Here is a 23064-nt window from a genome sequence, read left to right on the forward strand (position 1 = left end):
ACTCGGGTCAGGACGCGGCCACGCACAGATCGGAGGAGTCGAGCCATGACACGGGGGGTGCTCGTCCATGAGTGGCTGGCCAGAGCCGGCGGATCGGAGAACGTCTTCGAGGCCATGGCCGAGGTCTTCCCGGACGCCGATCTGCTGTGCCTGTGGAACGATCACCCGGAGCGATTCGGAAGCCGAGCGGTCGCAGAGACCTGGCTGGGACGAACGGGCTTGCGCAGGAACAAGACGCTCGCGCTGCCCCTGATGCCGGGGACCTGGAGGGGCCGGCGGCCGGGCGGGTACGACTGGGCGCTGGTCAGCTCCCACCTGTTCGCTCATCACGTGACCTTCGCCGCCACGGCGCCGCACTTCCGCAAGTATGTGTTCGTCCACAGCCCTGCCCGCTACATCTGGAACCCCGAGCTCGACGCCCGCGGCGCCGGGCTGGCCCCCCGCATGGTGGCACCCGCGCTGCGCACCCTCGATCGCGCCCGCGCGCAGGAGGCTCACGCGATCGCTGCCAACTCCCGGTTCGTCCAGCAACGCATCCGGCAGGCGTGGCACCGGGACTCCGTAGTCATCTACCCGCCGGTCCAGGTCGAACGCATCCAGCAGGTGCCGACCTGGTCGGAATGCCTCGATGAGGACGATGCCGGCATCCTGGGCTCCCTGCCAGAGACCTTCCTGCTCGGCGCGTCCCGGTTCATCCAGTACAAACGGCTCGACCTGGTGATTGAGGCAGGCGAGGCCAGCGGGCTCCCGGTCGTCCTGGCGGGATCCGGACCTCTGCGCCAGGAGCTCGCCGCGCTGGCGGCCAGGGCGTCCGTGCCCGTCGTGATCGTTGAGGCGCCAAGCGACACCCTGTTGTTCGCTCTTTACGAACGCGCCCTCGCTCTCGTCTTCCTGGCGGTCGAGGACTTCGGGATCGTCCCGGTGGAGGCCATGGCCGCCGGTGCCCCGGTCATCGCCAGGAGGATGGGCGGGGTCGCCGAGACCGTCCAGGACAGCCGCACCGGAGTCCTCGTCGACGACGTCGGCCGCGCCTCGCTGCGTCGCGCGGTGGAGCAGGTGACCTCGTTGGACAGGGACGCCCCCAGACACCGAGCGCGCGACTTCTCGGCCGCGCGGTTCGGCCGGGAGCTGCGGGGCTGGATGGCGGAGGAGCTCTCCTGAGCGAGGGCCTAGCAGCGACGACGGGATCGGTGGAACCGCGACCGGATGAGGCCGCCGTTCGGCCGCCGGGGCACCCGCGGCTTGCCCTCTGCATCGTGAACTACTTCAGCCACCAGGGGGTGGCGCGGGTCCTCGACTCCCTCCGGCCCTCGGTCCTCGACACGCCCGTGCTCGTGGTCTGCGTGGACAACAGCGGCGACGCGCAGGAGGCCCAGCGCCTCGCGGGAGTCCTCGACGCCCACCAGGACGGCGTCGACGTCGACGTCGAGCTGATCACTGCCGAGGCGAACCTGGGATACGGCGCCGGCAACAACCTCGCCGTCGCCCACGCCTTGGAGACGGGGGTCGAGGTGATCGTCATCTGCAACCCGGACACCGTCTTCGAGAGCGGGTCCCTGGCGTCGCTGCACCGCGAGGTGACACGGGGCAGCCCCAGTATCTGGGGTGCGACGACGCTCGAGGATGGCGCCGTCCTGAGCGGCCTCAGCAGGATGTCGGCGTGGACCTGCCGCGGCCGTCCGATCCCTCGGCGGGGAGCGGCGCAGGTAAAGCCGGGGGCGCTGGTCTACCCGGACGGGCACCTCATGGCCGTGTCGGCGCAGATCTGGCGCGCGACCGGCGGGTTTTCCGAGGACTTCTTCCTCTACTACGAGGAGGCGGACCTCACCCTGCGGGCGCGGGAGCGGGGCATCGAGGTCCGAACCGTTCCCGGCTTCGTCGTCAGGCACGAGCGTGGCATCGCGACGGGCAGCGGTGAGGCGGTCACGCAGCGAGGGCGCGCCGCCCTCATCCACGCCTCGAGGAGCTCCGTCATCTTCGCCGCCACGCATCGGCCCGGACGCCTGGTCTGCGTCGTCGCCTCCCGGGTGGCCCTCGCCGCCGCGCTCCTCGCGCGGGGCGAGGCATGTAGGAGCGGATGGGTGCTCCGGGGTGCGGCCGGCGGCCTCGCCTGGATGTGGCGCGCGCGGCTGAGCGAGCACCACGGCGCCGTGCCCGCCCCCGGACGCCGCTGAGCGTGCACCGGGCAGTTACCCCCTGGCGAGGATCGGCATCGCAGGGTCCGCCTGACTGGCGCGCTCCGTGTACCGCACGAGGCCGACGGCCAGCCCCGCGAGGAGCCAGATGACGGCGTTCCACGGGTTGATGTCCAGGACATCCACCGACAGGGACCGCCACACGAGCATCGCCGCGCTGGTGACCACCACGGCGGCGGCCAGCCGGTCCTCGACGTGCCGGGTCACCACGGGGAGGATGAGCGCGCAAAGCAGCAGCGCGAGGATCGTGACCCCGAGGACGCCGCCCTCCAGGTAGAGCTTGAGCCAGCTGTTGTCGACAGTCGCGGACTGGTGGACGGCGGTGTCGATGCCCACGCCGTCGCGGGTCAGCACGGCGTTCCGGGCGTAGCCGCCAAAACCGTCGCCGACGAACCAGGGGCCACCGGCGCCGAGCCTGTCCAGCCACTGGGCGGCGCGGGACGCCGCGCTGCTGTCCTCGCCGGCGACGATCTCGCCGACCGAACCCACGACCCGGCGGAAGGCGCCGTCGTCGGTCAGCACCAGAGCGGTCGCCGCGCCCGCGAAGCAGCCGACGACGAGGCGCTGGCGGCCGGAGAGGAAGGCCATGCTCACCACCACGCCGATGACGAGACCGAGGATCGCCCCGCGAGACCCGGACAGGAAGACCCCCAGGACGAAGACGCCCGCCGAGATCAGCATCACGAACGTGCGCCCGACCGGGAGCGTCCCCCGTGAGGACCCCATCGCGACGGCAAGCACGCACAGCATCGCCCCGAGGCTGAGGAGCAGGCCCAGGTCGTTGGGGTTGCCGAGGAACCCAGTGTACCGGGTGAGCCAGTTGTGACGGGAGGGGTCGTGCGTCGTGCCGCTGGTGAGCAGCCCGCCCCACGTGCCGCCGAGCAACCCCGCCAGCTGGAGGAGCACGCCGCCGACCTGCAGCCAGCAGGTGAGGAACAGCGAACGGCCCACGGCGCGGAGATGCCCACGGCCCGACCCCAGAAAGACCAGGGGCACGAACATCACCCAGTTGACCAGGCGGGCGGCCCCGTACGCCGGGCTGGGCGCTCCCACCGCCAGGGCCAGCAGGAGTGCCACGAAGAGCAGGAGCAGCAAGGCCTGCGGGATGCGCAGGCGGCCAGGCCGGTGCAGCACGCACGCGGCGACCACCACGGCGAGGAGGAGCCGCGCACCCGTCCCGAGCGGCCCGACGGCCGGCGCCAACGTCGTCACGGGCAGGATCAGGGAGACCGCCGTGCGGGTGAGGAGCCAGGGCGCCGTCGCACCCGCGGCCGCCGTCGCACCGTCGCGCGCCGGCGTCGACGGCGACGGCGGGGAGACCCCTGCTGGGGCGACGGTCACGGGCGCTCCCCGGCGAGGGCCCCGCGCTCGCGGGCGAGCACCCGGCGCGCCCCGGCGAGGGCCCCGCGCTCGGCGCCGATGCGCTCCAGGAGCTGCACGAGCTCCTCGTCCGGCCGCTTCGCCCGCCACCGCTCGCCCGCGTCACGGGCCTCGTCCCGGCACGCCCTCAGGAGGTCACGGTCGGCGCCGAACCGGCAGATCGCTTCGGCGACGGCGTCCGCGGTGGCGTCCACGAGCACCCCGCCGCCGCCCCGGAGGATCTCCGCGGTGCCGCCGCGGGCGTACCCGATGACGGGTACGCCCGCCTGGAGCGCCTCGACGGTGACCCGGCCGAAGGCCTCGTTGCGGGAGAGCACCAGGGCGGCGTCGGCGTCGGCGAGCAACGACGCGACGTCGCGCGACGGCGGGTGCACCGTGACGCTGCCGCCGAGACCCGACCGGGCGATCCGGGCACGCAGCCGCGCCACCGACCTGGTGGGGCCGCCGCCGTAGATGTCCAGGCGCACGTCCGCGCCCCCCGCGAGCGCGAGCGAGACGGCGTCCACCGCCTCCTCCTGGTTCTTGTCGCCGCCGATGGTGCCGAGCATGAGCAGGCGCAGCCGGCCGCCGTCGACACGGGCGGGTGCGGGCGCAGGCGGTAGCCGCACCGGCGGGTTGATGACCGTGGAGGCCCTGCCCACCTGGCGTGCGACGTACGACGAGATGCTGACGACCTCGGTGGACCACCTCGCGATCAGCGCGATGATCGCCGCCTTGGGCAGCAGGCTCCGCAGGGTCGGGTTGGTGCGGAGGGACTCGCGGACCACGGTGACGGCCGGGACGCCCAGGCTGCTCGCCGCCATCAGGGCCGCCGGGGCCACCGCCGAGTTCAGGACCAGGACGTCCGGCCGGTCCTCCCGCAGGTGCCTCACGAACTGCGCCCGGTCCCGGGCGATCTGCAGCAGGCGGACCACGCCGACCAGCCCGGCGCCCCGCCTGCTCATCCACCACCGGTTGCGGCCGTGCCTGAGGAGGCCGGGAGCCAGGCCGTCCTCGACGAGCCTGTCCGCCAGGGGCCCGGGGCCGGGCAGCCACACCCGGACGTCGTGCCCACGAGCCCGGGCGGTGCGCACCAGGGACAGCAGGCTCTGCTCCGCGCCGGCGAGGTCGGCGCTGTGGCTGACGAAGGACACTCTCATCGCAGCGGTTCACCACCGATCCTCGGGCGACGGTCGAGGGCGACGCTAGCGGCCCGGCGGCGCGCCCGTGACCGCTTCGGAAACGCACCATGACGACGGCCCCGCGGGCGCCGCCCGATACCGACGAATACGCCCGTCAATTTTCCCCGTGGCGCGACCGCCCCGTGGAACACTGACGAGAATCCTGATGGAGGGAGACCGGTCGGTGGAGCTGCGCGGCTACATGGCGGTGCTACGCAAGCGGTGGATCACCGTCGTGCTGGTCACGCTGGCAGCAGTCGCGGTGTCGGCGGTGGTGACCTTCACGACGACGCCGACCTATACCGCTGCGACGAGGATGTTCTTCTCGGTCCAGGGGGGCGGATCGATCACCGACCTCAACCAGGGCTCGACCTTCACCGAGCGGCAGATGGCGTCCTACGCCGCGGTGGTGACCACCCCGCTCGTGCTCGAGCCCGTGGTGGACCGGCTCGACCTCCCGGTGGACGCGGTCGAGCTCGCCGAGACCGTCACCGCCTCGGCACCGGCCGAGACGGTGATCCTCACGATCGAGGCGACGGACGAAGACCCGGCGCTGGCGGCCGACGTTGCCAACGCCGTCGCCGACCAGCTCGCCGCGACGATCGCGACGATCTCCCCGCCCACCCCGGAGGGCGCCGAGGCCGTGCGCGCCACGGTGCTCACCCCCGCCACGCCGCCGCCGGCGCCGTCCGCTCCTCATACCCGGCTCTACCTCGCGCTGGGCCTGCTCGTCGGGGCCACCCTGGGTGTCTGCGTGGCCGTGCTGCGCGGCGTCCTCGACACACGGGTCAGGACCGCCGAGGACGTCGCCGCGCTCACCGCCAGTGCGGTGCTGGGCACGGTCGGGTTCGACCGGTCGGGAACCACGCACCCGGTGTTCATGCAGGACGAGCCCCTGGGCCCCCGGGCGGAGGCCGTGCGGCGGGTACGCACCAACCTGCAGTTCGTGGACCTCGTCGACCGCCCCGGCTCGATCGTCGTCACGTCGTCGGTCCCGGCGGAGGGGAAGTCCACCGTCGCCATCAACCTCGCGGTCGCCCTCGCGGACGCCGGGGCGCGCGTCGTCCTCGTGGATGCCGACCTGCGGCGGCCCTCGGTGGCCGCGTACCTGGGCCTGGAGGGTGGCGTCGGCCTGACGACGGTGCTCATCGGGCGCGCCGAGCTCGCGGACGTCGTCCAGCCCTGGCACGGCACGTCCCTGAGCGTCCTGCCCTCCGGCGCACTGCCGCCGAACCCGAGCGAGCTGCTCGGCTCCCCCGCGATGACGACGTTGCTCGCCCACCTCACCCGCACCTACGACATCGTGGTCCTGGACAGCCCGCCGCTGCTGCCGGTGGCCGACGCCGCCGTGCTCGCCAAGCTCGGGGGCGGCACGCTCCTCGTCGCCGGCGCCGACCGGTGCCGCAAGGCCATGCTCCGCGAATCGCTCGAGATGCTCGAGATGGTCGGCGCGCGCGTCCTGGGCATCGTGCTCAACAAGTCCGGCCGACGTGACGGCGGCGGGTACTACTCCTCCTACGCGCCGGAGGGACCGGCAGCGGCCGGGCGGCGGAGGGCGTCGCGCGCCGGAACGGCGACGGAGACCCGCTCCCGACCGGCGACGCGGGACGCGAAGGCGTCCACGCCGATCACTCGCTGAGCAGCCTCGCGAGATCTGCGGGTCCGTAGGCCTCGGCGATGATCCGGTCGTTCCTGCCGCCTGTGACGTTGCCGTCCCGCAACGAGCTCGCCTGCGAGCGCAACGTGGTCGGGAACTCCTGGGGTGAACGGCCGACCTGGCGGATCCTGAACTGATGGCGCAGCGCCGCCAGGTGCAGCCAGACGTCGTCGGCGGCCTGGCACGCGGCACGAAAGCCCTCGCCGGACCTCCGGAGCTGGTCGAGCAGCCCCGGCGGGTAGATCACCCCGGAGACGCCCGTGGCGAAGTTCCGGACGTGCGGTTCGGGGCCCTGGCAGGGCCGCCAGGTCGCGTACGGGGCGATGCGGTCGCCGGCGAGCCCGACCACGTGCGCCCGGAGGCAGCTGACCACATCGGGCCGTTCCTCGTAAGCCGTGACGAGCTGCCTCAGCCAGGTGCGCGGGTACAGGGTGTCGTCGTCCGCGGTCACCAACGCCACGGCATGGTCATCGATCGAGCGCACGTAGGGGTAGTACTTGGTGTGCGGCCCGAAGTCCTCGGTCCCGAGGATCTCCAGGCCCCGCGCCTGCAGCCGCCGCAGGGCCGCCGGGAACCGGCTGCGATCCAGCTCGTGGTCGACCCACAGGATCAGGCGCGCGGGCCTCTCCACGCCGCGCGCGATGGACTCGATGGCGTAGTGCACCGAGCGTATGCGCGCTCCGTGGGTGGTGAGGGAGACGACGACGTGCGCGTCCCCCAGGACCGACCTCCGCCCGAACCTGTTGCGCGCGGCCAGGAGCAGCTGGCGCAGCCCGATCCCGAGCCGTCTCCCCCACACGCGTGGCCCGACGAGCATCGGCGGCCCACCCTTCGAGACCGCCTTCACGGGATCCTCTCCTTCGCATCATCTCGCGCCCGCATGACGCACCCGCCCCTCCACGAAGGCGACGACGGCGCGGAGGTCGCGGGCCCTCACGCCGTAGAACTCCGCCATGCGCATCCCCTCGAACCGGCGCATGAAGTAGATGTTGAGGTTGCTCGAGACGAGGTTCCCGGCGAGGGTCGCCAGGGCCGCGCCGACCGCCCCCGTCGCGGGCACCAGGGCCACCAGCAGCACCACGTTGACCAGGCAGGCGACCACCAGCGCCACGCTGCGCAGCCCCGGGCGCCCGCGGGCCGAGAGCCCGGCGCCGGCGATCGACCCAGGGGTGCCCAGCACCACCGCCAGGATCATGATCTCGGCCACGAGGACGGCCCCCGAGAAGTCCCGCCCGAACACGATCGGAAGCCACCAGGGCAGCGTCAGCCCCACGGCAAGGCCGACGAGCGCGGACGCGGCGCTCGAGATCCGGGCGCTCGCGCCCAGGCGCGCCGAGGCCCGGTCGGACGCGTCCGCGGCAAAGCTGACGTCCCGGACCGCCGCGTTGATCACCAGCGGCACCTCGCTGACGTTCACGGCCACGACGTACAGGCCCAGCTCGTACGCGCTCGACAGCGGCGTCATCAGGAGCTGGTCCACCCGGGCGAGCAGTATCCCCGAGAGCGACCCGACCCAGATCCTCGCGCCGTAGTTCAGCAGCCGGGCCCGGCCGGCCGCGTCCTCGGGCCGCGGCCGACCGGCCAACATCACCCTCCGCAGCGGCAGGTACATCACCCCGGACAGGACGGCGGCTGCCACGGTGACGAGGGTCGCCGTCAGCGGCGTGAGATGGCCGACGACGGCCAGCGCCGCGACGCCGACGAGCTTGATCAGCGAGCTGGCGATCCGCTCGCGCGCGACCAGCTCCCAGAGGTGGAAGCCGGACGCCGCTGCCCTCAGGACCCCGACGCACAGCGCCGGGACGATCGCGAGGCTCGCGATGACGATCAGCGCCTCGATGGCGTCGTCGGAGGCGGCGAGTCGTCCCGCGAGCGCGATCGCAGCGGTCGTCGAGACCAGCCCGGCGAGGACGACGATGCCGAGCCCGCGCCGCGTCACCCGGGCGGCCACCCCCGACGTGCGGGCGATGGCATAGGTGACCGACTCCGGGACGCCGAGCGTGGCGGCGATCGTGGCGAGGGCGAACGGCGCCGTAGCCGCGGCGAGGGCGCCGCGCCCCTCGACCCCCAACGACTGGGCGAGGATCGGGGCGGACGCGAGTGCCGCGAACGCCGGAAAAGCGTTCCCCGCGATGGTCGTCGCGATGTTTCTGACCACGCGCGCGGAGGACGATGACGCCAAGGTCCGGGCGTCGCCCCGACGGTGACCGCTCCTGTCCTCTGCCATTCACGATCCTTCGCGTGGATGCCTTGCAACGCATCCGAACCGGCCGAGGAATGTGCTGCGGCGTGTGTTGCCGCACCGTCGCGATGCTAGCCGAACACCGGAGGCGATTCGGCGCTTTTCCCGTCCTGTCCGTTCCGGCCCGGCCCTGCCGAGCTGCCCCGCCCTGCCGGGGGTGCGCAGCACGGCATCCCCTGCGGGCCGCTAATAGGCCCCTTCCCCGGTCATCATGACCTTGACCGTGCGCGCGAGAATGCGCACGTCGGCGGAGATGGACCAGTTCTCGGCATACCTGACGTCCAGCCGGACTCCTTCCTCGGGAGTCAGCTCGGACCTCCCACTGACCTGCCACAGTCCCGTGCACCCGGGCTTGACCAACAGGCGGCGGTGCGCGAGGCGGTCGTACTGGGCGACCTCCCGGGCGATCTGCGGTCGCGGGCCGACCAGGCTCATCTCCCCGCGGAGCACGTTGAACAGCTGCGGCAGCTCATCGAGGGAGTACTTACGCAGCACCCGGCCGCTGCGGGTGATCCTCGGATCGTTCCTCGGCTTGTAGAACACGCCCACCCCGTCGGCGCCCAGAACCTCCTCGAGGCGGAGATGAGCGCCGTCGACCATGGAACGAAACTTGAGCATCTCGAACGTCTTCCCGTTGAGCCCGATGCGCTGCTGGCGGAAGAGGACCGGCCCCGGGCTGCTCACCTTGACGACCAGGGCGATCATGAGCAGGGCCGGCGCGATGAGGGTGACGACCGCCGCGGCGACGATCCGGTCGAAGACGGCCTTCGCCAGATGCCGCGGCCCCGCGAAGACCGGAGCCTCCACGTGCACGACCGGCACGCGGTCCTCACCGCTGACTCGCAGCCGCGCCCCTTCGACATCGCGCACGCCCAGCACCAGGGCGAGGGCGATGCCGCACGCCTCGAGGTCCCAGCCGAGGGAGCGGATGACGTCGTCGCCGATGGCGTCGGAACCGGCGACGATCACCACGTCCGCGCCCACCAGCTTCGCGGCCCGCGCGACGTCGCCCAGGCCACCGATCACCGGGACTCCGCTCACCAGCCCGCTTCCGGGGGCCGGATCGGTCACGCACGCCCCGGCGATCTCGAAGGCTGCGCCGCGATGTCCCGCAAGCTCGCCGGCGAGGCGCGTGACCTGGTCGTGGTGGCCGACGAGCACCGCCGTGGAACGGCAGCTGCCCAGGGCGCGCTGGCGGAGCAACCACCTCCGCCACACCAGGCGGCCGACCAGGGCCAGGACGAGACCGAGGACGAACTTCAGCCCGAGCAGCCCGGGCCCGATCTCCAGGCGGACCACGTAGCTGATGGCCAGCGCGAGCACCAGGCATCGCCACGACGCGTGGAACACGCGCTCGTACTCGGCCGTGCCGCCGCCGATGACGGCACGGTGGCGCGTGTTTGCGAGCCCCAGGCTCACCAACCATGCGGCGATCACGGTGACCACGAGGGCGGGACGGTTCACGTCCGAGCCCCACCACGCTCGTTCCTCGTGCAGCACGAACGAGACCGCGGCGACCGCTACGGTCACCGCCACCATGTCGGTGACGAGGAGCCGACGCCGGTAGGCGGACAGCCAGCCGACGGAGGGCGCGGCTGCTTGGGGGGAATCGAGACCGCGCGAGAGGCGTGGCGCGGTGAACACGACCGGCTCGATGCCCGCGTGCACCTGGGTCATGCCCCTCCCGTCGACAGACTCGTGGGTGCGAAAGCGGCCTCCAGTGACCAACAAAAGAGACGTTTCCGCCGTTCGCGGACCAGAACACCAGCGAGCCGCGTTCCGGCGGAATGATTTACGGATGATCAGACGGATGATTCCTGAAGGGCCATAAGGGTGACTTTGGACTAAGTTTGGGGTGAACAGCGGACGATATGGGGTGAAAACGCGCCCCTGGTGGAGTCGCCCTTCTGGCGGAGCATTCTGCACTCGCCACCGCGCAGGGCTGGCCGCAGACAGGGACGTCGGTGAGGATCTCCGGCAGACAGCCCGTGCCGGCCCGGGGGCCCACATCGCTCCGACTGCCCGCCGGCGGCGGACCAACGGCCACGCATTAACCCGCCAACTACCGGGCACCGTCCCGCATCGCGAGACGGGCCCGGGCCTGACCGGATGAAGTGAGGGGTGAGTGCGGGGTTAGGTAGGGCTACCCCCTACCGGGCCACTACCTCCGAAATCAATGCCGACACAGTGGAAATCAGGGTGAACGCCTTGCGGCGCGCGGCGGCCGGCATTTTCTATGTGATTTCCAGCGGTGAGCGTCCGATGAAATAAAGGTGTTGTGCGCTGCTAACTTGCGCCCACCACCAGGCGCCCGTGCCTGGCGCACTCAAGGAGCATCCGATGCCTTCAAAGAAGAGGCGGCGACACACTGCCGTTCCACCCCCGCCGAATTCACGCCCGCATTCTGGATCCCGCGGGGTCCGGCTTCGCGCCGGCGTCGGGCTCGTCGGAGCGCTCGCCCTGAGCGTCCCGATGAGCATCCCCATGGTGGCGACCGCAGCCACCGACGAAAACCCTTCCTTCAAGCTCATCGCCAGTGACCTGGAGTTCATGCTCGAACAGATCCAGATCGCCGAGTCCCACGCCGCGGGCAACCCGCTCCTGTGCGCCGACAGCTCCGACGCCTCGGGCAGGTGCGTGCGCGACCCGATGCTGCCGCACGGACTGCGGACCGTCGACGGCACGTTCAACAACCTTGAGTTCGACTCCACCGCGGGTGCCGCGGACCAGACCTTCCCGAGGCTGCTGCCGGTCGAGTGGCGCCAGGCGGGCCCGGCCCCGGCAGGGGCGCCGCCGCAGGCCGCCGGCGCCACCGACGTCTGTGACGACCCCGCCTCGACCTGCTACCTGCAGACGGACGGCTTCGTCTACGACACCGACCCCCGCGTGATCAGCAACCTGATCGTCGACCAGACCACGAGCAACCCCGCGGCCGTGGCGGCCGCGAAGAGCCACGCCGGATCGGCGACCGACCCGGTCACGGGCGACATCTTCATCCCGAACACGGCGCCGGACGAGGGACTCTCGGCGCCGTTCAACGCGTGGTTCACCTTCTTCGGCCAGTTCTTCGACCACGGCCTGGACCTGGTGAACAAGGGCGGCAACGGCACGATCGTCGTCCCCCTCCAGGAGGACGACCCGCTGTGGGACGTGACGCCCCCGAACATGCGCTTCATGACCCTGACCCGGGCGACCAACTTCAGCGAGGAGCCCGGCCCCGACGGCGTGCTCGGCACCCCTGACGACGTCCGTCAGCACAACAACCAGACCACTCCGTTCGTCGACCAGAACCAGACCTACACCTCCCACCCGTCCCACCAGGTGTTCCTCCGCGAGTACGAGCTGGTCGACGGCCGCCCGGCGGACACCGGGCGCCTCCTCAACGGCGCCGACGTGGACGGCGACGGCCTCGGCGACGGCCTCGCGACCTGGAACGACGTCAAGGAGCAGGCCAGCACCGTCCTCGGCATCAACCTCGTCGACACCGATGTGCTGAACGTGCCGCAGCTCGTGACCGACCCGTATGGCAACTTCGTGCCCGGTCCCGGCGGCTTCCCCCTCCTCGTCACCGACAACAACGGCGCGGCCCTCAACGTCGAGGGCTCCCTCGCCGGCGGCGGGATCTCGACCGCGAACGCGCTGCGCACCGACCACGCGTTCCTCGACGACATCGCCCACGGCGCCGTCCCCGGCTCGCTCGCCGGCTACGACAACGTCCACCTGGGCGAGCACTTCATCACCGGCGACGGGCGCGGCAACGAGAACATCGGCCTGAGCGCTGTGCACCACGTGTTCCACTCGGAGCACAACCGTCTGGCGGCGCACGTCAACGACATCCTCACCCAGCCGGGCAACGAGGACCTGCTGGCCGCCTACCAGGACCAGAGCGAGGAGGACGACTGGAGCTTCACCCAGCGCGTCTTCCAGGCGGCCCGGTTCACCAACGAGATGCAGTACCAGCACCTCGTGTTCGAGGAGTTCGCCCGCAAGATCCAGCCGAACATCGACGCCATCGTGTTCAACGAGAACAGCTACGACTCCACCATCGACCCGGCCATCACCGCGGAGTACGCCCACGTCGTCTACCGCTTCGGCCACTCGATGCTGACCGAGGAGCTCAACCGCGAAGGCTTCGGCGCCGAGGCCGCCTCGCTGCTCGACGGGTTCCTCAACCCCGTCGCCTTCCACTGCCGCGTCAAGCCGACCCCGACGAACACCTGCGCGCCGGGTGACGTGCTCACCCCGGACCAGGCGGCGGGCTCGATCATCAACGGCACCACGAACCAGGTCGGCGGCCAGATCGACGAGCTCGTCGTCGACACGCTGCGCAACAACCTGCTCGGCCTGCCGCTGGACCTGGCCACGATCAACCTCGTCCGTGGCCGCGACGTCGGCATCCCGCCGCTGCAGACGGCCCGCAAGACGTTCTTCGAGGCGTCCGGGAACCCGATGCTCGAGCCCTACTCGAGCTGGGCCGACTTCGGCCTGAACCTCAAGAACGGGGAGAACTTCGGCCGGGGCGGGTCCACCGCGTCACTCGTCAACTTCGTGGCCGCCTACGGCAAGCACCCGAGCATCCTGAGCGAGACCACCGTGGCCGGCAAGCGCGCGGCCGCGGACCTCCTCGTCAACGGCGCCTCGACGATCGAGCCCCTCACCCGCATCTTCGGGTCGGACAGGTTCGCCACCGCCGCGGCCGTGAGCGCATCCCAGTTCCAGCCTGGCGTGCCGGTGGTGTTCATCGCCGACGGGGCGAACTTCCCGGACGCCCTGGCTGCCGGTCCGGCCGCCGCGGCCGCCGGCGGCCCCGTGCTGCTCGCCACCCAGAACGGCATCCCGCCGGCGACCGCGTTCGAGCTCGGCCGGCTCAATCCCGGCCGGATCGTGGTCCTCGGCGGTACGGGCACGATCAGCGACCAGGTCCTGCGCCAGCTCGGGAGCTTTACCGCGGGTGGCGCGACCCGCCTGTCCGGGTCCGACAGGTACGCGACCGCCGCCGCCATCAGCGCGGCGACGTTCGCACCGAACGCCCCCGTGGTCTACGTCGCCAGCGGCGAGAACTTCCCCGACGCCCTCGCCGTCGGCGCCGTCGCGGCCCGCGACGGGGCGCCGCTCCTGCTGACCCGCCCGGGCGCCCTGCCGAGCAGCATCGCGAACGAGCTGACGCGGCTGAACCCCGGCCGCATCGTCGTCCTCGGCGGGACGGGCTCGGTCTCCGCCAGCACGTTCAACACGCTCAAGGGCTACACCGCCGGGCCCGTGTCCCGGATGGAGGGGTCGGACCGCTTCGCGACCTCCGCCGTCGTGAGCGCGGCGAGCTTCCCGAACGGCGCCGACACCGTCTACGTGGCAACGGGGACCAACTTCCCCGACGCCCTCGCGACGATCCCGGTCGCCGGTCTGCAGAAGGCGCCGATCCTCCTGCTGCCGGCCGGCACGTCGGTGCCCACGGCCGTGCGGACCGAGCTGGAGCGCCTCGCTCCCTCTCGGATCGTGGTGCTGGGCGGCGAGACCGTCATCACGCCGCAGCAGACCGCCGCGCTCGGCGCGCTGGTCACCACCGCGCAGGCACCGGACGACCGGATCGCCTTCATGAACAGCACACCCGGATCCGCCTGGGCGAGCAACGCCGAGGGCGCGACCACGACCGGCCTGGAGTCCGTGGACTTCTGGATCGGCGGCCTCGCGGAGGTGCTCGACCCGTTCGGCGGCATGCTCGGCTCGACGTTCAACTTCGTGTTCGAGCAGCAGCTGGAGAACCTGCAGTTCGGGGACCGGTTCTACTACCTCTTCCGCAACCAGGGCACCCAGCTCTTCTCCGCGCTCGAGGCGAACTCGTTCTCGAGCCTGATCCAGCGCAACTCCGACGCCTCGCTCCTGCCGGCGGACATCTTCTCCGTCCAGGACCCGTTCATCGACCTGGAGAACCTGCCCGACCCGTTGCCGGCGGGTCTCCTGAAGATGCCGGACGGCACCTGGCGCTGGGACGGGGACCAGCACATCGAGATCCACGGCAACCGCACCGCGGCCGACCGCATCCGCGGCGGTCAGGGTGACGACGCACTGTGGGGCTACGGCGGCAACGACCGTATCGAGGGCGGCTCCGGGAACGACAACCTCCTCGGCGGACCCGGGAACGACATCCTCACCGACACCTTCGGTGACGACAACATCAAGGGTCAGGACGGCAACGACGCGATCGACGCCGGCCCCGGCCTCGACCTGTCCCTGGGCGGCCACGGCGACGACTTCATCGCGGGCTCCGCCGAGGCGAAGACGGTGCACGCCGGGACCGGTGACGACGTCGTCCTCGGCGGCGCCGGGCGCGACACCGTCTTCGGCAACGAGGGCGCGGACTGGATCGAGACCGGAGACCACTCCGACCTCCTCCTGGCCGACAACTCCAACCAGTTCCAGGCCGACCTGCACGGCGGGCCGGACGTCCTCCTCGGGGGCGGCGGCTCGGACGACTACGACGCCGAGGGCGGAGACGACGTCATGGTCGGGCAGCTCGGTGGGACCGACCGGTACCACGGCATGTTTGGCTTCGACTACGTCACCTACTACGGCGACAACCGCGGGGTGGATGCTGACCTGAACTTCAACATCCGGCAGGCGCCGGACGTCACCGCGATCCGGGACCGCTACACCCAGGTCGAGGCGCTGTCCGGGGCCGGCGGCGACGACGTCCTCCGCGGCGTCGGGATCGCGGCGGACGAGTTCGCCGACACGAGCGTCAACAAGCTGACCGAGGAGGGGCTGGACCGGATCATCGGGCTGGAGGACATCCTCCGGCCGGCGGGCGCCACGAGCGACTACGCCCAGCGGTTCATGGCGGACGAGGGTGCGACCGACGGCGCCGGGGTCGCCAACCTGATCCTCGGCGGCAGCGGCAGCGACGTCATCGAGGGTCGCTTCGGTGACGACTTCATCGACGGCGACTCCTACCTGCGAGTGCAGCTCGAGTACGACGGCACCCGGTACAACTCGGCGCGGGACCTGCGCGCACGGGTCTTCTCCGGGGCCATCGACCCGGGCGACATCACCTCGGTGCGGGAGATCGCCGTCGACCGGAACCAGGGCGCCGTGCGCGACACGGCCGTCTACGCCCAGGACCGCTCGGCGTACGAGCTCACGGAGCTCGCGGGCGGGTACTGGTCGGTCCGTGACAACGGGGCCGGGCCGGAGGGGACGGACATCCTGCGCAACATCGAGATGCTCCAGTTCGCCGACAGCTGCCTCGACCTCGGGACGGGGCTGGAGTGCAACCTGGCCGGTGCCGTGACCTTCGGCGGTCAGTCCGAGCCGCCGACGGAGGGCCAGCCGCTCACCGCGACGGTCACCTTCGACCCCGCCGTCGTCAAGAACCCGACCGACATCCGCTTCACCTGGCAGACCGGCCAGATCAGCGAGGCCGGCGAGGAGTGGACGGCGTCGGCCACCGGCGACACGCTGCCCGACACCACGAACGGGCGCGTCGACACCTTCACGCCGAGCGGCGCCGACGCCAGCGCGAACCTGCGCGTGGTCGTCAGCTTCCAGGACGACGAGGGTCAGCTCCGCACGATCACGTCGGCACCGCTCGGTACGGGCGTCGCCGTGAACGAGTCCCCGAGCCAGCCCGTCCTGTCACCGGCCGAGCCCAGGGTGGGTGAGGAGGTCGTCGCCGCGCCCTTCACCGACGCCGACGGTCTGGTCAACGCGACGGCGAGCGGGATCCTGCACGAGTGGCAGGCCTCCGCTGACGGCGTCAACTGGGACGTCATCGCCGAGGCGGCGGGGAGCCCCGGCTACCGGGTCACCGAGGCGGAGGTCGGCCTGATGATCCGAGCTCGGGTCACCTACACCGATGACGAGGGCACGGCCGAGGAGGTGTACTCCACGGTCACCAAGCCCGTCCAGCCTGCGCTGGTCACCGAGCCGGTCCAGCCTGTGCTGCCCGAGCCCGAGCCCGCCCAGCCTGTGCTGGTCCCCGAGCCCTAGCACCGACAGGCCGGCGAGGAGGTCGGCCGACCAGCAGCACGAGCGCAGGGGCCCGTCGAGAGATCGACGGGCCCCTGCCCGTGTCCTCGACGGCGACGTGACTGTCCAGCGGCTCGCTCCAGGTCACCGCAGCGCCCAAGCGACCAGCGAATCGTGCCCGCCCCGCCAGGACGGCTTCCGCCCGCCGGTCAGAGGCGCAGGGTCACCGGTGGTCCGCAGTCCGGGCGATCACTCGAGGTCGCAGTCCTCGTTCACGTATCCCAGGTTCGCGCCGTCTGCCTCGTTCATGTCCTGCCCTGTCGTGCGTGCGGCCCACCAGGGGTGGCTTGCCCGCCATATCGGCCGACATGTCCCAAGTATGAGGCATCGGCTGCATGTCCCTCGTCACGGCATGCCGAACCTGTGCGGGAATTCCCGGCGTCACCCTTCCAGCGTTCTTCCAATGTTGTTCTAGCGCGGTGGCCCTTCGACCCCGCACTCGCCATTGTTCTGGCAATACCGCCCAGCCCTGGCAACCCATTGACGGGAGTAGGTTCCCTTTACGCCTGGCGCCCTGCCCCCGACGCGGCGCCGTCGAGCATCGTCGCAGATGACAGCATGAACGGTCACGCGTCGCACCGCTCACGACCGGGCCGCACGAACCGCGGCGGAATGGGAATCTAATTCCGCATCAACAGGTAGCGTGTCCGTCATGTCGCCGGTGCCGTCGTCGTCTTCACGCGCGCTCACGCCCGTGCAGATTCTGACGGCACTGCTGGCGTTCGTGCTCGCCGCGGGTCTCGGTGGTGTGCTCGTCGCGGGGCTGGTCATGCCGGCCGTGGGGGCGGTCGGCACAGTCAGCACCGCCACGACCGACATGTTCGACGACCTGCCCAGTGAGCTGGCGATCCCCGCGCCCTCCGAACAGAGCGTGATGCTGGCGGCCGACGGCTCGACCCTCGCGACGTTCTACGCGGAGCACCGCATCGTGGTCGGGCTCGAGCAGGTGTCGCAGCACATGCGCGACGCCGTGGTCGCGGTGGAGGACAAGCGGTTCTACGCCCACCGTGGCATCGACCCCGAGGGCACGTTGCGGGCCGCGGTCAACAACGCCGTCGGCGGCCAGATGGCGGGCGGGTCGACGCTGACGCAGCAGTACGTGAAGAACGTGCTGATCGAGGCGGGCCGCGTGTCCGGCGACGACGGAGCCATCCTCGCGGCGACGGAGACCTCTCTGGGCCGCAAGCTGCGGGAGGCCCGCCTCGCCATCGGGCTCGAGCAGCGGGTGAGCAAGGACGACATCCTCGAGGGCTACGTCAACATCGCCCAGTTCGGTCCCTCGGTGTACGGCGTCGAGGCCGCGGCCCGGCACTACTTCAACACGTCCGCCGCCGACCTGGGCATCGCCGAGTCGGCGTTGCTCGCCGGCATCACGCAGTCTCCCGCGCGACTGGACCCGGTGAACAACCCGGAGAACGCCCAGGAACGCCGCGACGTCGTGCTCGGCACGATGGTCGACCAGGGGTTCATCACCCAGGCCGAGTACGACGAGGCCGTGGCGACCCCGATCGCCGACATGCTCGACGTGCAGATCGCCCCCAACGGGTGCGGCGCCGCCGGCACGGCGGCCTACTTCTGCGAGTACGTCGTCAAGGACCTCCTCAACGACGCCAGCTGGGGCAACGACAGGGCGGACCGCCAGCAGAAGCTGTACCGCGGCGGGCTCGTCATCCACACCACCCTGGACCCGGCCAAGCAGCAGACCGCGTACGACAGCGTGACCGCGTCCGTGCCGGTCAACGACCCGTCCGGGATCGAGATGGCCCTGTCGTCCGTGGAACCGGGTACGGGCAAGATCCTCGCGATGGCGCAGAACACCAACTACGGCACCGTCGCCACCCAGGAAGACCCGGGCGCCATGCAGCTCAACCTCAACGTGGGCCTGCAGCACGGCGGTGGCTACGGGTTCCATTCGGGCTCGAGCTTCAAGGTCTTCACCCTCATCGAGTGGCTCGAGTCCGGGCATGCCCTGAACGACCGCGTGGCCTCGACGAAGCGGAACTACCCGCGCGCCTCGTGGAACATCTCCTGCGCCCCCGAGCACAGGGCCGACTACGACAACGCCACCAACCTCGAGGGCGTCTCCGCGTCCCCGAGGATGTCGGTGCTGGAGGCCACCCGGTTGTCCATCAACCTCACCTACCTCGAGATGGCCAACCAGATGGACATGTGCGACGTCATCGGCAACGCCGCGAGCATGGGGCTGACCCAGGGCGACGGCTCGCCGCTGATGCCCAACCCGGCCGCCGTGCTCGGCACCAACCCGGTCACGCCGCTCGGCATGGCGAACGCCTTCGCCACCCTGGCGGCCGGCGGGACGTACTGCACGCCCGTCGCCATCACGCAGGTGACCGGCAGGGCCGGCGACGAGATCCCGGTGCCGCCGTCGAGCTGCACGCAGGTCCTCGAGCCGCACATCGTCAACGGGGTCAACCACGCTCTCCAGCGCGTCGTCTCGACGCAGCGCGGCTCCACCGGCCGCTCCGCCGTCCTGGCGGGGCGGCCCGCCGCCGGAAAGACGGGCACGGCCAACGACGAGACCCACGCCTGGTTCGTGGGGTACACCCCGCAGCTGGCCGCCGCGGTGTGGATGGGACACTCCCACGCCGACGTGCCGATGATGGACACCGTCATCAACGGCAGGCACAACCAGTGGGTGTTCGGCGGGTCGTACCCCGCCGAGACGTGGCAGCGCTACATGACCCGGTCCTTGGAGGGCGCGCCGGTCGAGAGGTTCCCGCAGGCAGCCGCGCGCCAGATCTTCGGGGAACGCGTGCGCGTGCCGGACGTGACGGGACGCTCGGTCAAGAAGGCCAAGGCGATCCTGGCCGAGGGTGGCTTCGAGGTGCGTGTCGGCGCACCGACCGAGTCCGGCGAGCCGGCCGGCGCGGTGGCCTCCACGTCGCCGGCGCCCGGGGCCCGCGTGACCCCCGGGGCGACCGTGACGATCATTCCCAGCGCCGGGCCCGCCGCCGAGCTGCAGCCGGGGCCGCCGTCGGAGCCGCCGTCGGGCCCGCCGTCGGGGTCACCCGAGGGAGATGGGGACGAGGGGAACTGAGCGAGGACGGCGCCCCCGACGCCCCCAGCCCGTCAGCGGACGACGTGCTCGACCGGCTGCCTGGAGGACTGCCGTCGCGGTGCCACACTGGCCTTGTGTGGTCTGGCCGGCGTCGCGTCAGGACCACCACGGGAGGGTGACATGGCCGTCCGATCCGCCGACCTCGACCACGCCGGTCCGCGAGCCGCCTCCGGCCACGCCGGTTCCGCGCCCGAAGGCCGCACCGGTACCCCGGTCGGACGGCGAACACTGGCCCTGCTAGCCACGGCGGCCTTGACGCTCCTGACGGGCTGCGGTGGCGGCGCGACGGACACCGCAAACGGCGGGACGGGAGGCGCCACCGATGAGCCGGGCGCGACCACCACCCCGAGCCGGACCGCCACGCAGGGCCGGATCGCCACGCCGGGCCGGATCGCCACGCCGGGCGGGACCACTACGCCCGCCGAGGCGGGCACCGCGACCGACACCGGCGGGGAGACCGTCGTCCCCGTCTACTACGTCACCGACACGCGCGCAGGACTGCGCCTCGCCCGCGAGGTGCGGGAGGTGACCGGGGACCCGGTCAAGGGTGCCGTCGAGGCGATGGTCGCGAGCCCCCGGGACCCCGACTACGCCACCACGTGGAACCCGGCCACGACCGTCCTCGACGTCGAGCGCGACGGCGAAACCATCGTCGTGGACCTCTCGGAGGACGCGCGCACGGCGGACACCGGCTCGGAGGGCGCCGCGCTGATGGTCCAGCAGCTCGTCTACACCGCCACGGGGGCGGCTGCCCGGGACGTGCCGGTGCAGCTCCTCATCGAGGGCGAGCCGGCCGGCGAGCTGTGGGGCGCCGTCACCTGGACGGGACCGGTGGAGGCGGCCGACCCGCTCGATGTTCGCCAGCTCGTGCAGATCGACGAGCCCAGCGACGGCGCGCGGAGCGTCTCGCCGGTGGCGGTCAGCGGCGACGCCGCGGCCTTCGAGGCCAACGTGCCCTGGCGCGTCCTCGACGCGACTGGTGCCGAGGTGGCGTCGGGCTTCACCACGACGAGCGAGGGCCAGGCCTTCGCACCGTTCGCCTTCACCGTGTCCCTGGCACCGGGGGCGTACACGATCGAGGTCAGCGAGGACGACCCGTCCGGCGGCGCGGGCGGCGTGCCCATGACCGACACCCGGACGCTCACGGTGCCCTGAGCGTGAGTCCCGGGCCGCCGGCGCGCCCCTCGACGTAGACCTGACGGGCCGCGCGTCAGCCGCCGAAGCCCACCTTCGTGTTGCGCTGGGCGCGCAGCCGCGCGCCCTTCTCCTGGGCGACCTGGCGCAGCCCCTCCTGGAACGTGACCATCTGCTCGCGCACCCGGGTCGCGTCGTCGCCGGCCCCGGCGCCCAGGATCCGGGCGGCGAGCAGGCCGGCGTTGCGCGCGCCGCCGATGGAGACGGTGGCCACGGGCACGCCGGCGGGCATCTGCACGATCGAGAGCAGGGAGTCCATGCCGTCGAGGTACTGCAGCGGCACGGGCACCCCGATGACCGGCAGCGGCGTGACGGCGGAGAGCATGCCCGGCAGGTGGGCCGCTCCCCCGGCGCCGGCGATGATCACGCGCAGGCCGCGCTCGGCGGCGGTGCGCCCGTACTCGATCATCTCGGCGGGCATGCGGTGGGCGGACACGACGTCGACCTCCACGTCCACGTCGAACTCGGCGAGGACGTCGGCGGCCTCCTTCATCACCGGCCAGTCCGAGTCCGAGCCCATGACGATCCCGACCACTGCGCCCATCGTTGCCTCCGCTGGTTGTGCTGGCGTCGCCGGCGCGGGCGCCGGCCGTGGCCGCCAGTCTCGCACCGCCCCGCCGGGGCGCGGCGGGGCGTTCACGGACAGCGCAGGCGCCCCGGCGCGCGGCCCGCACCGCCGCACCGCCGCACCGCCGCACCCACTGTGGCCGCCGCGCCGCGCACGCGACCGGCGGGGCGTCCGGCGATCTTCTGACACTTTGCCCCACGAACGGGGCGAGAGTGACGGAGGAGAAGCTATCGGCCGCCACATCCGTCCCACGGGCACCGTTCATGGGACATGACGCGCCATCGCATGGCAGCGGGCGCCGGAATCCCGGCCGCGAGGAGCCCAGACGCCCAGACGCCCTGGCCTACCGGTCGACGGTGTCGGCGTCGTCCGCCGCGATCGCCGCGGCAATCCCGGCGTCCCCCCGCAGGAGGGCGACGGCGGCGTGGGCGTCCGCCCGGGCCTGGTCGAGGTCGTCGCCGGTGACGGTGACGTGACCGAGCTTACGGCCGGGGCGCACCTCCTTGCCGTACAGGTGCACCTTGGCGGCGGGATAGCGGGCCAGGAGCTCGGGGTAGGCCGCGCGCGGGTCCTCGAGGTCGGAGCCGAGAAGGTTGACCATGACGGCGTACGGCGCCGTCGCGGCCGTCTCCCCCAGCGGCAGGTCCAGCACCGCCCGCAGGTGCTGCTCGAACTGGCTGGTCACGGCGCCGTCGATGCTCCAGTGCCCGGAGTTGTGCGGGCGCATCGCCAGCTCGTTGACGACGAGGCGGGAGGTGCCGTCGTCGTGGCGGACCTCGAACATCTCCACGGCGAGCACGCCGGTGACGCCGAGGCCGGCGGCGATGCGCTCGCCGATCTCCTGGGCGCGCGCAGCCGTCTCGGCGGACAGGTCGGGCGCGGGGGCGAGGACCTCCGCGCAGACGCCGTCCTCCTGGATCGTCTCGACGACCGGCCAGGAGCGCACCTCGCCGGCGCCGTCGGTGCCGCCGCCCGGGCGCCGCGCGACGAGCACGGCCAGCTCCCGGGTGAAGGGCACCTTCTCCTCGGCCAGCAGCGCGTCCCCGGGGGCGAGGGCGGCCAGCCAGTCGGCGGCCTCGGCCGCGGCGCGCACCACGCACACGCCCTTGCCGTCGTAGCCGCCGCGGGCCGTCTTGACGATGACGGGCCAGCCGGTGGCGTCGCCGAAGGCTGTGAGCTCGGCCTCGGTGGTCACAACGGCCCACGCGGGGCACGGCGCGCCGACCTCGGTGAGCCGAGTGCGCATCACGATCTTGTCCTGGGCGTGGACGAGCGCGTCGGGGCCGGGGCGCACGGGCACGCCGCCGGCCTCGAGCTCGCGCAGGAGGTCGTTCGGCACGTGCTCGTGCTCGAAGGTGAGGACGGCGGCGCCGTCGACGAGCGCGCGGATGGCCGCGGCGTCGTCGGCCGCGCCCACGGGGGCGTCCGGGACGACCTGGGCGGTGGCGACGGTCGGCGACTCGACCAGGACGCGCAGGTGCACCCCCAGCGCGATGGCCGGCTGCTGCATCATCCGGGCCAGCTGGCCCCCGCCCACGACTGCGATCACTGGTGCTCCCACGAGCAT

The 23064-nt window shown here is 72.0% G+C and carries 13 protein-coding genes; 6 read left to right on the top strand and 7 right to left on the bottom strand.

The features are described from left to right. The first annotated feature begins 45 nt into the window (after window positions 1-45). Window positions 46-1161 (top strand): glycosyltransferase, encoded by a 1116-nt coding sequence (locus EJK16_RS11900; protein WP_127129580.1) that lies wholly within the window; start codon window positions 46-48, stop codon window positions 1159-1161. A gap of 29 nt (window positions 1162-1190) precedes the next feature. Continuing rightward, window positions 1191-2174 (top strand): glycosyltransferase family 2 protein, encoded by a 984-nt coding sequence (locus EJK16_RS11905; protein ID WP_255411498.1) that lies wholly within the window; start codon window positions 1191-1193, stop codon window positions 2172-2174. A gap of 15 nt (window positions 2175-2189) precedes the next feature. Here the strand turns inward: EJK16_RS11905 and EJK16_RS11910 are convergent, their stop codons facing one another. Both EJK16_RS11910 and EJK16_RS11915 read right to left on the bottom strand, forming a co-directional pair. After that, complete coding sequence (locus EJK16_RS11910) at window positions 2190-3536, bottom strand: O-antigen ligase (protein ID WP_127129584.1); 1347 nt, start codon at window positions 3534-3536, stop codon at window positions 2190-2192. After that, window positions 3533-4714, bottom strand: coding sequence for a glycosyltransferase (locus EJK16_RS11915; protein WP_127129586.1), 1182 nt, complete (start codon window positions 4712-4714; stop codon window positions 3533-3535). Before EJK16_RS11915 ends, EJK16_RS11910 begins: the two co-directional genes overlap by 4 nt. Before the next feature lie 187 nt (window positions 4715-4901). Between EJK16_RS11915 and EJK16_RS11920 the strand changes: the two genes are divergently transcribed. Beyond that, complete coding sequence (locus EJK16_RS11920; protein WP_127129588.1) at window positions 4902-6374, top strand: polysaccharide biosynthesis tyrosine autokinase; 1473 nt, start codon at window positions 4902-4904, stop codon at window positions 6372-6374. On the opposite strand, the gene EJK16_RS11925 is transcribed toward EJK16_RS11920, so the two are convergent. The 3 genes from EJK16_RS11925 to EJK16_RS11935 all read right to left on the bottom strand — a co-directional run bounded on the left by EJK16_RS11925 (window position 6364) and on the right by EJK16_RS11935 (window position 10311). Further along, on the bottom strand, window positions 6364-7239 hold the full coding sequence (locus EJK16_RS11925) for a hypothetical protein (RefSeq protein WP_127129590.1): 876 nt from the start codon (window positions 7237-7239) through the stop codon (window positions 6364-6366). The genes EJK16_RS11920 and EJK16_RS11925 overlap by 11 nt on opposite strands. An 18-nt stretch (window positions 7240-7257) precedes the next feature. Further along, entirely contained in the window at window positions 7258-8550 is a 1293-nt protein-coding gene (locus EJK16_RS11930) for an oligosaccharide flippase family protein (RefSeq protein WP_164737321.1), read from the bottom strand. A gap of 270 nt (window positions 8551-8820) precedes the next feature. Next, window positions 8821-10311 (bottom strand): sugar transferase, encoded by a 1491-nt coding sequence (locus tag EJK16_RS11935; RefSeq protein WP_164737322.1) that lies wholly within the window; start codon window positions 10309-10311, stop codon window positions 8821-8823. 795 nt (window positions 10312-11106) lie between these two features. Here EJK16_RS11935 and EJK16_RS19615 point away from each other — a divergent pair. From EJK16_RS19615 to EJK16_RS11965, 3 genes are all read left to right on the top strand, one after another. Beyond that, on the top strand, window positions 11107-16617 hold the full coding sequence (locus EJK16_RS19615; RefSeq protein WP_164737323.1) for a cell wall-binding repeat-containing protein: 5511 nt from the start codon (window positions 11107-11109) through the stop codon (window positions 16615-16617). 733 nt (window positions 16618-17350) lie between these two features. Continuing rightward, window positions 17351-19714, top strand: a complete 2364-nt coding sequence (locus tag EJK16_RS11960; protein ID WP_164737324.1) for a transglycosylase domain-containing protein — start codon at window positions 17351-17353, stop codon at window positions 19712-19714. Window positions 19715-19987: 273 nt separating this feature from the next. Next, on the top strand, window positions 19988-20890 hold the full coding sequence (locus EJK16_RS11965; RefSeq protein ID WP_164737325.1) for a Gmad2 immunoglobulin-like domain-containing protein: 903 nt from the start codon (window positions 19988-19990) through the stop codon (window positions 20888-20890). Window positions 20891-20945: 55 nt separating this feature from the next. On the opposite strand, the gene purE is transcribed toward EJK16_RS11965, so the two are convergent. Next, window positions 20946-21473, bottom strand: coding sequence for a 5-(carboxyamino)imidazole ribonucleotide mutase (gene purE, locus EJK16_RS11970; protein WP_127129601.1), 528 nt, complete (start codon window positions 21471-21473; stop codon window positions 20946-20948). A 367-nt stretch (window positions 21474-21840) separates the two neighbouring features. Next, the gene (locus EJK16_RS11975) at window positions 21841-23058 is read right to left on the bottom strand and encodes a 5-(carboxyamino)imidazole ribonucleotide synthase (protein WP_127129603.1); all 1218 of its coding nucleotides are present in this window, start codon (window positions 23056-23058) and stop codon (window positions 21841-21843) included. Window positions 23059-23064: the final 6 nt, after the last annotated feature.

Origin of the sequence: Georgenia sp. SYP-B2076 (genome assembly GCF_003991205.1) — a bacterium.
In the GTDB taxonomy this organism is placed as follows: Bacteria; Actinomycetota; Actinomycetes; order Actinomycetales; family Actinomycetaceae; genus Georgenia.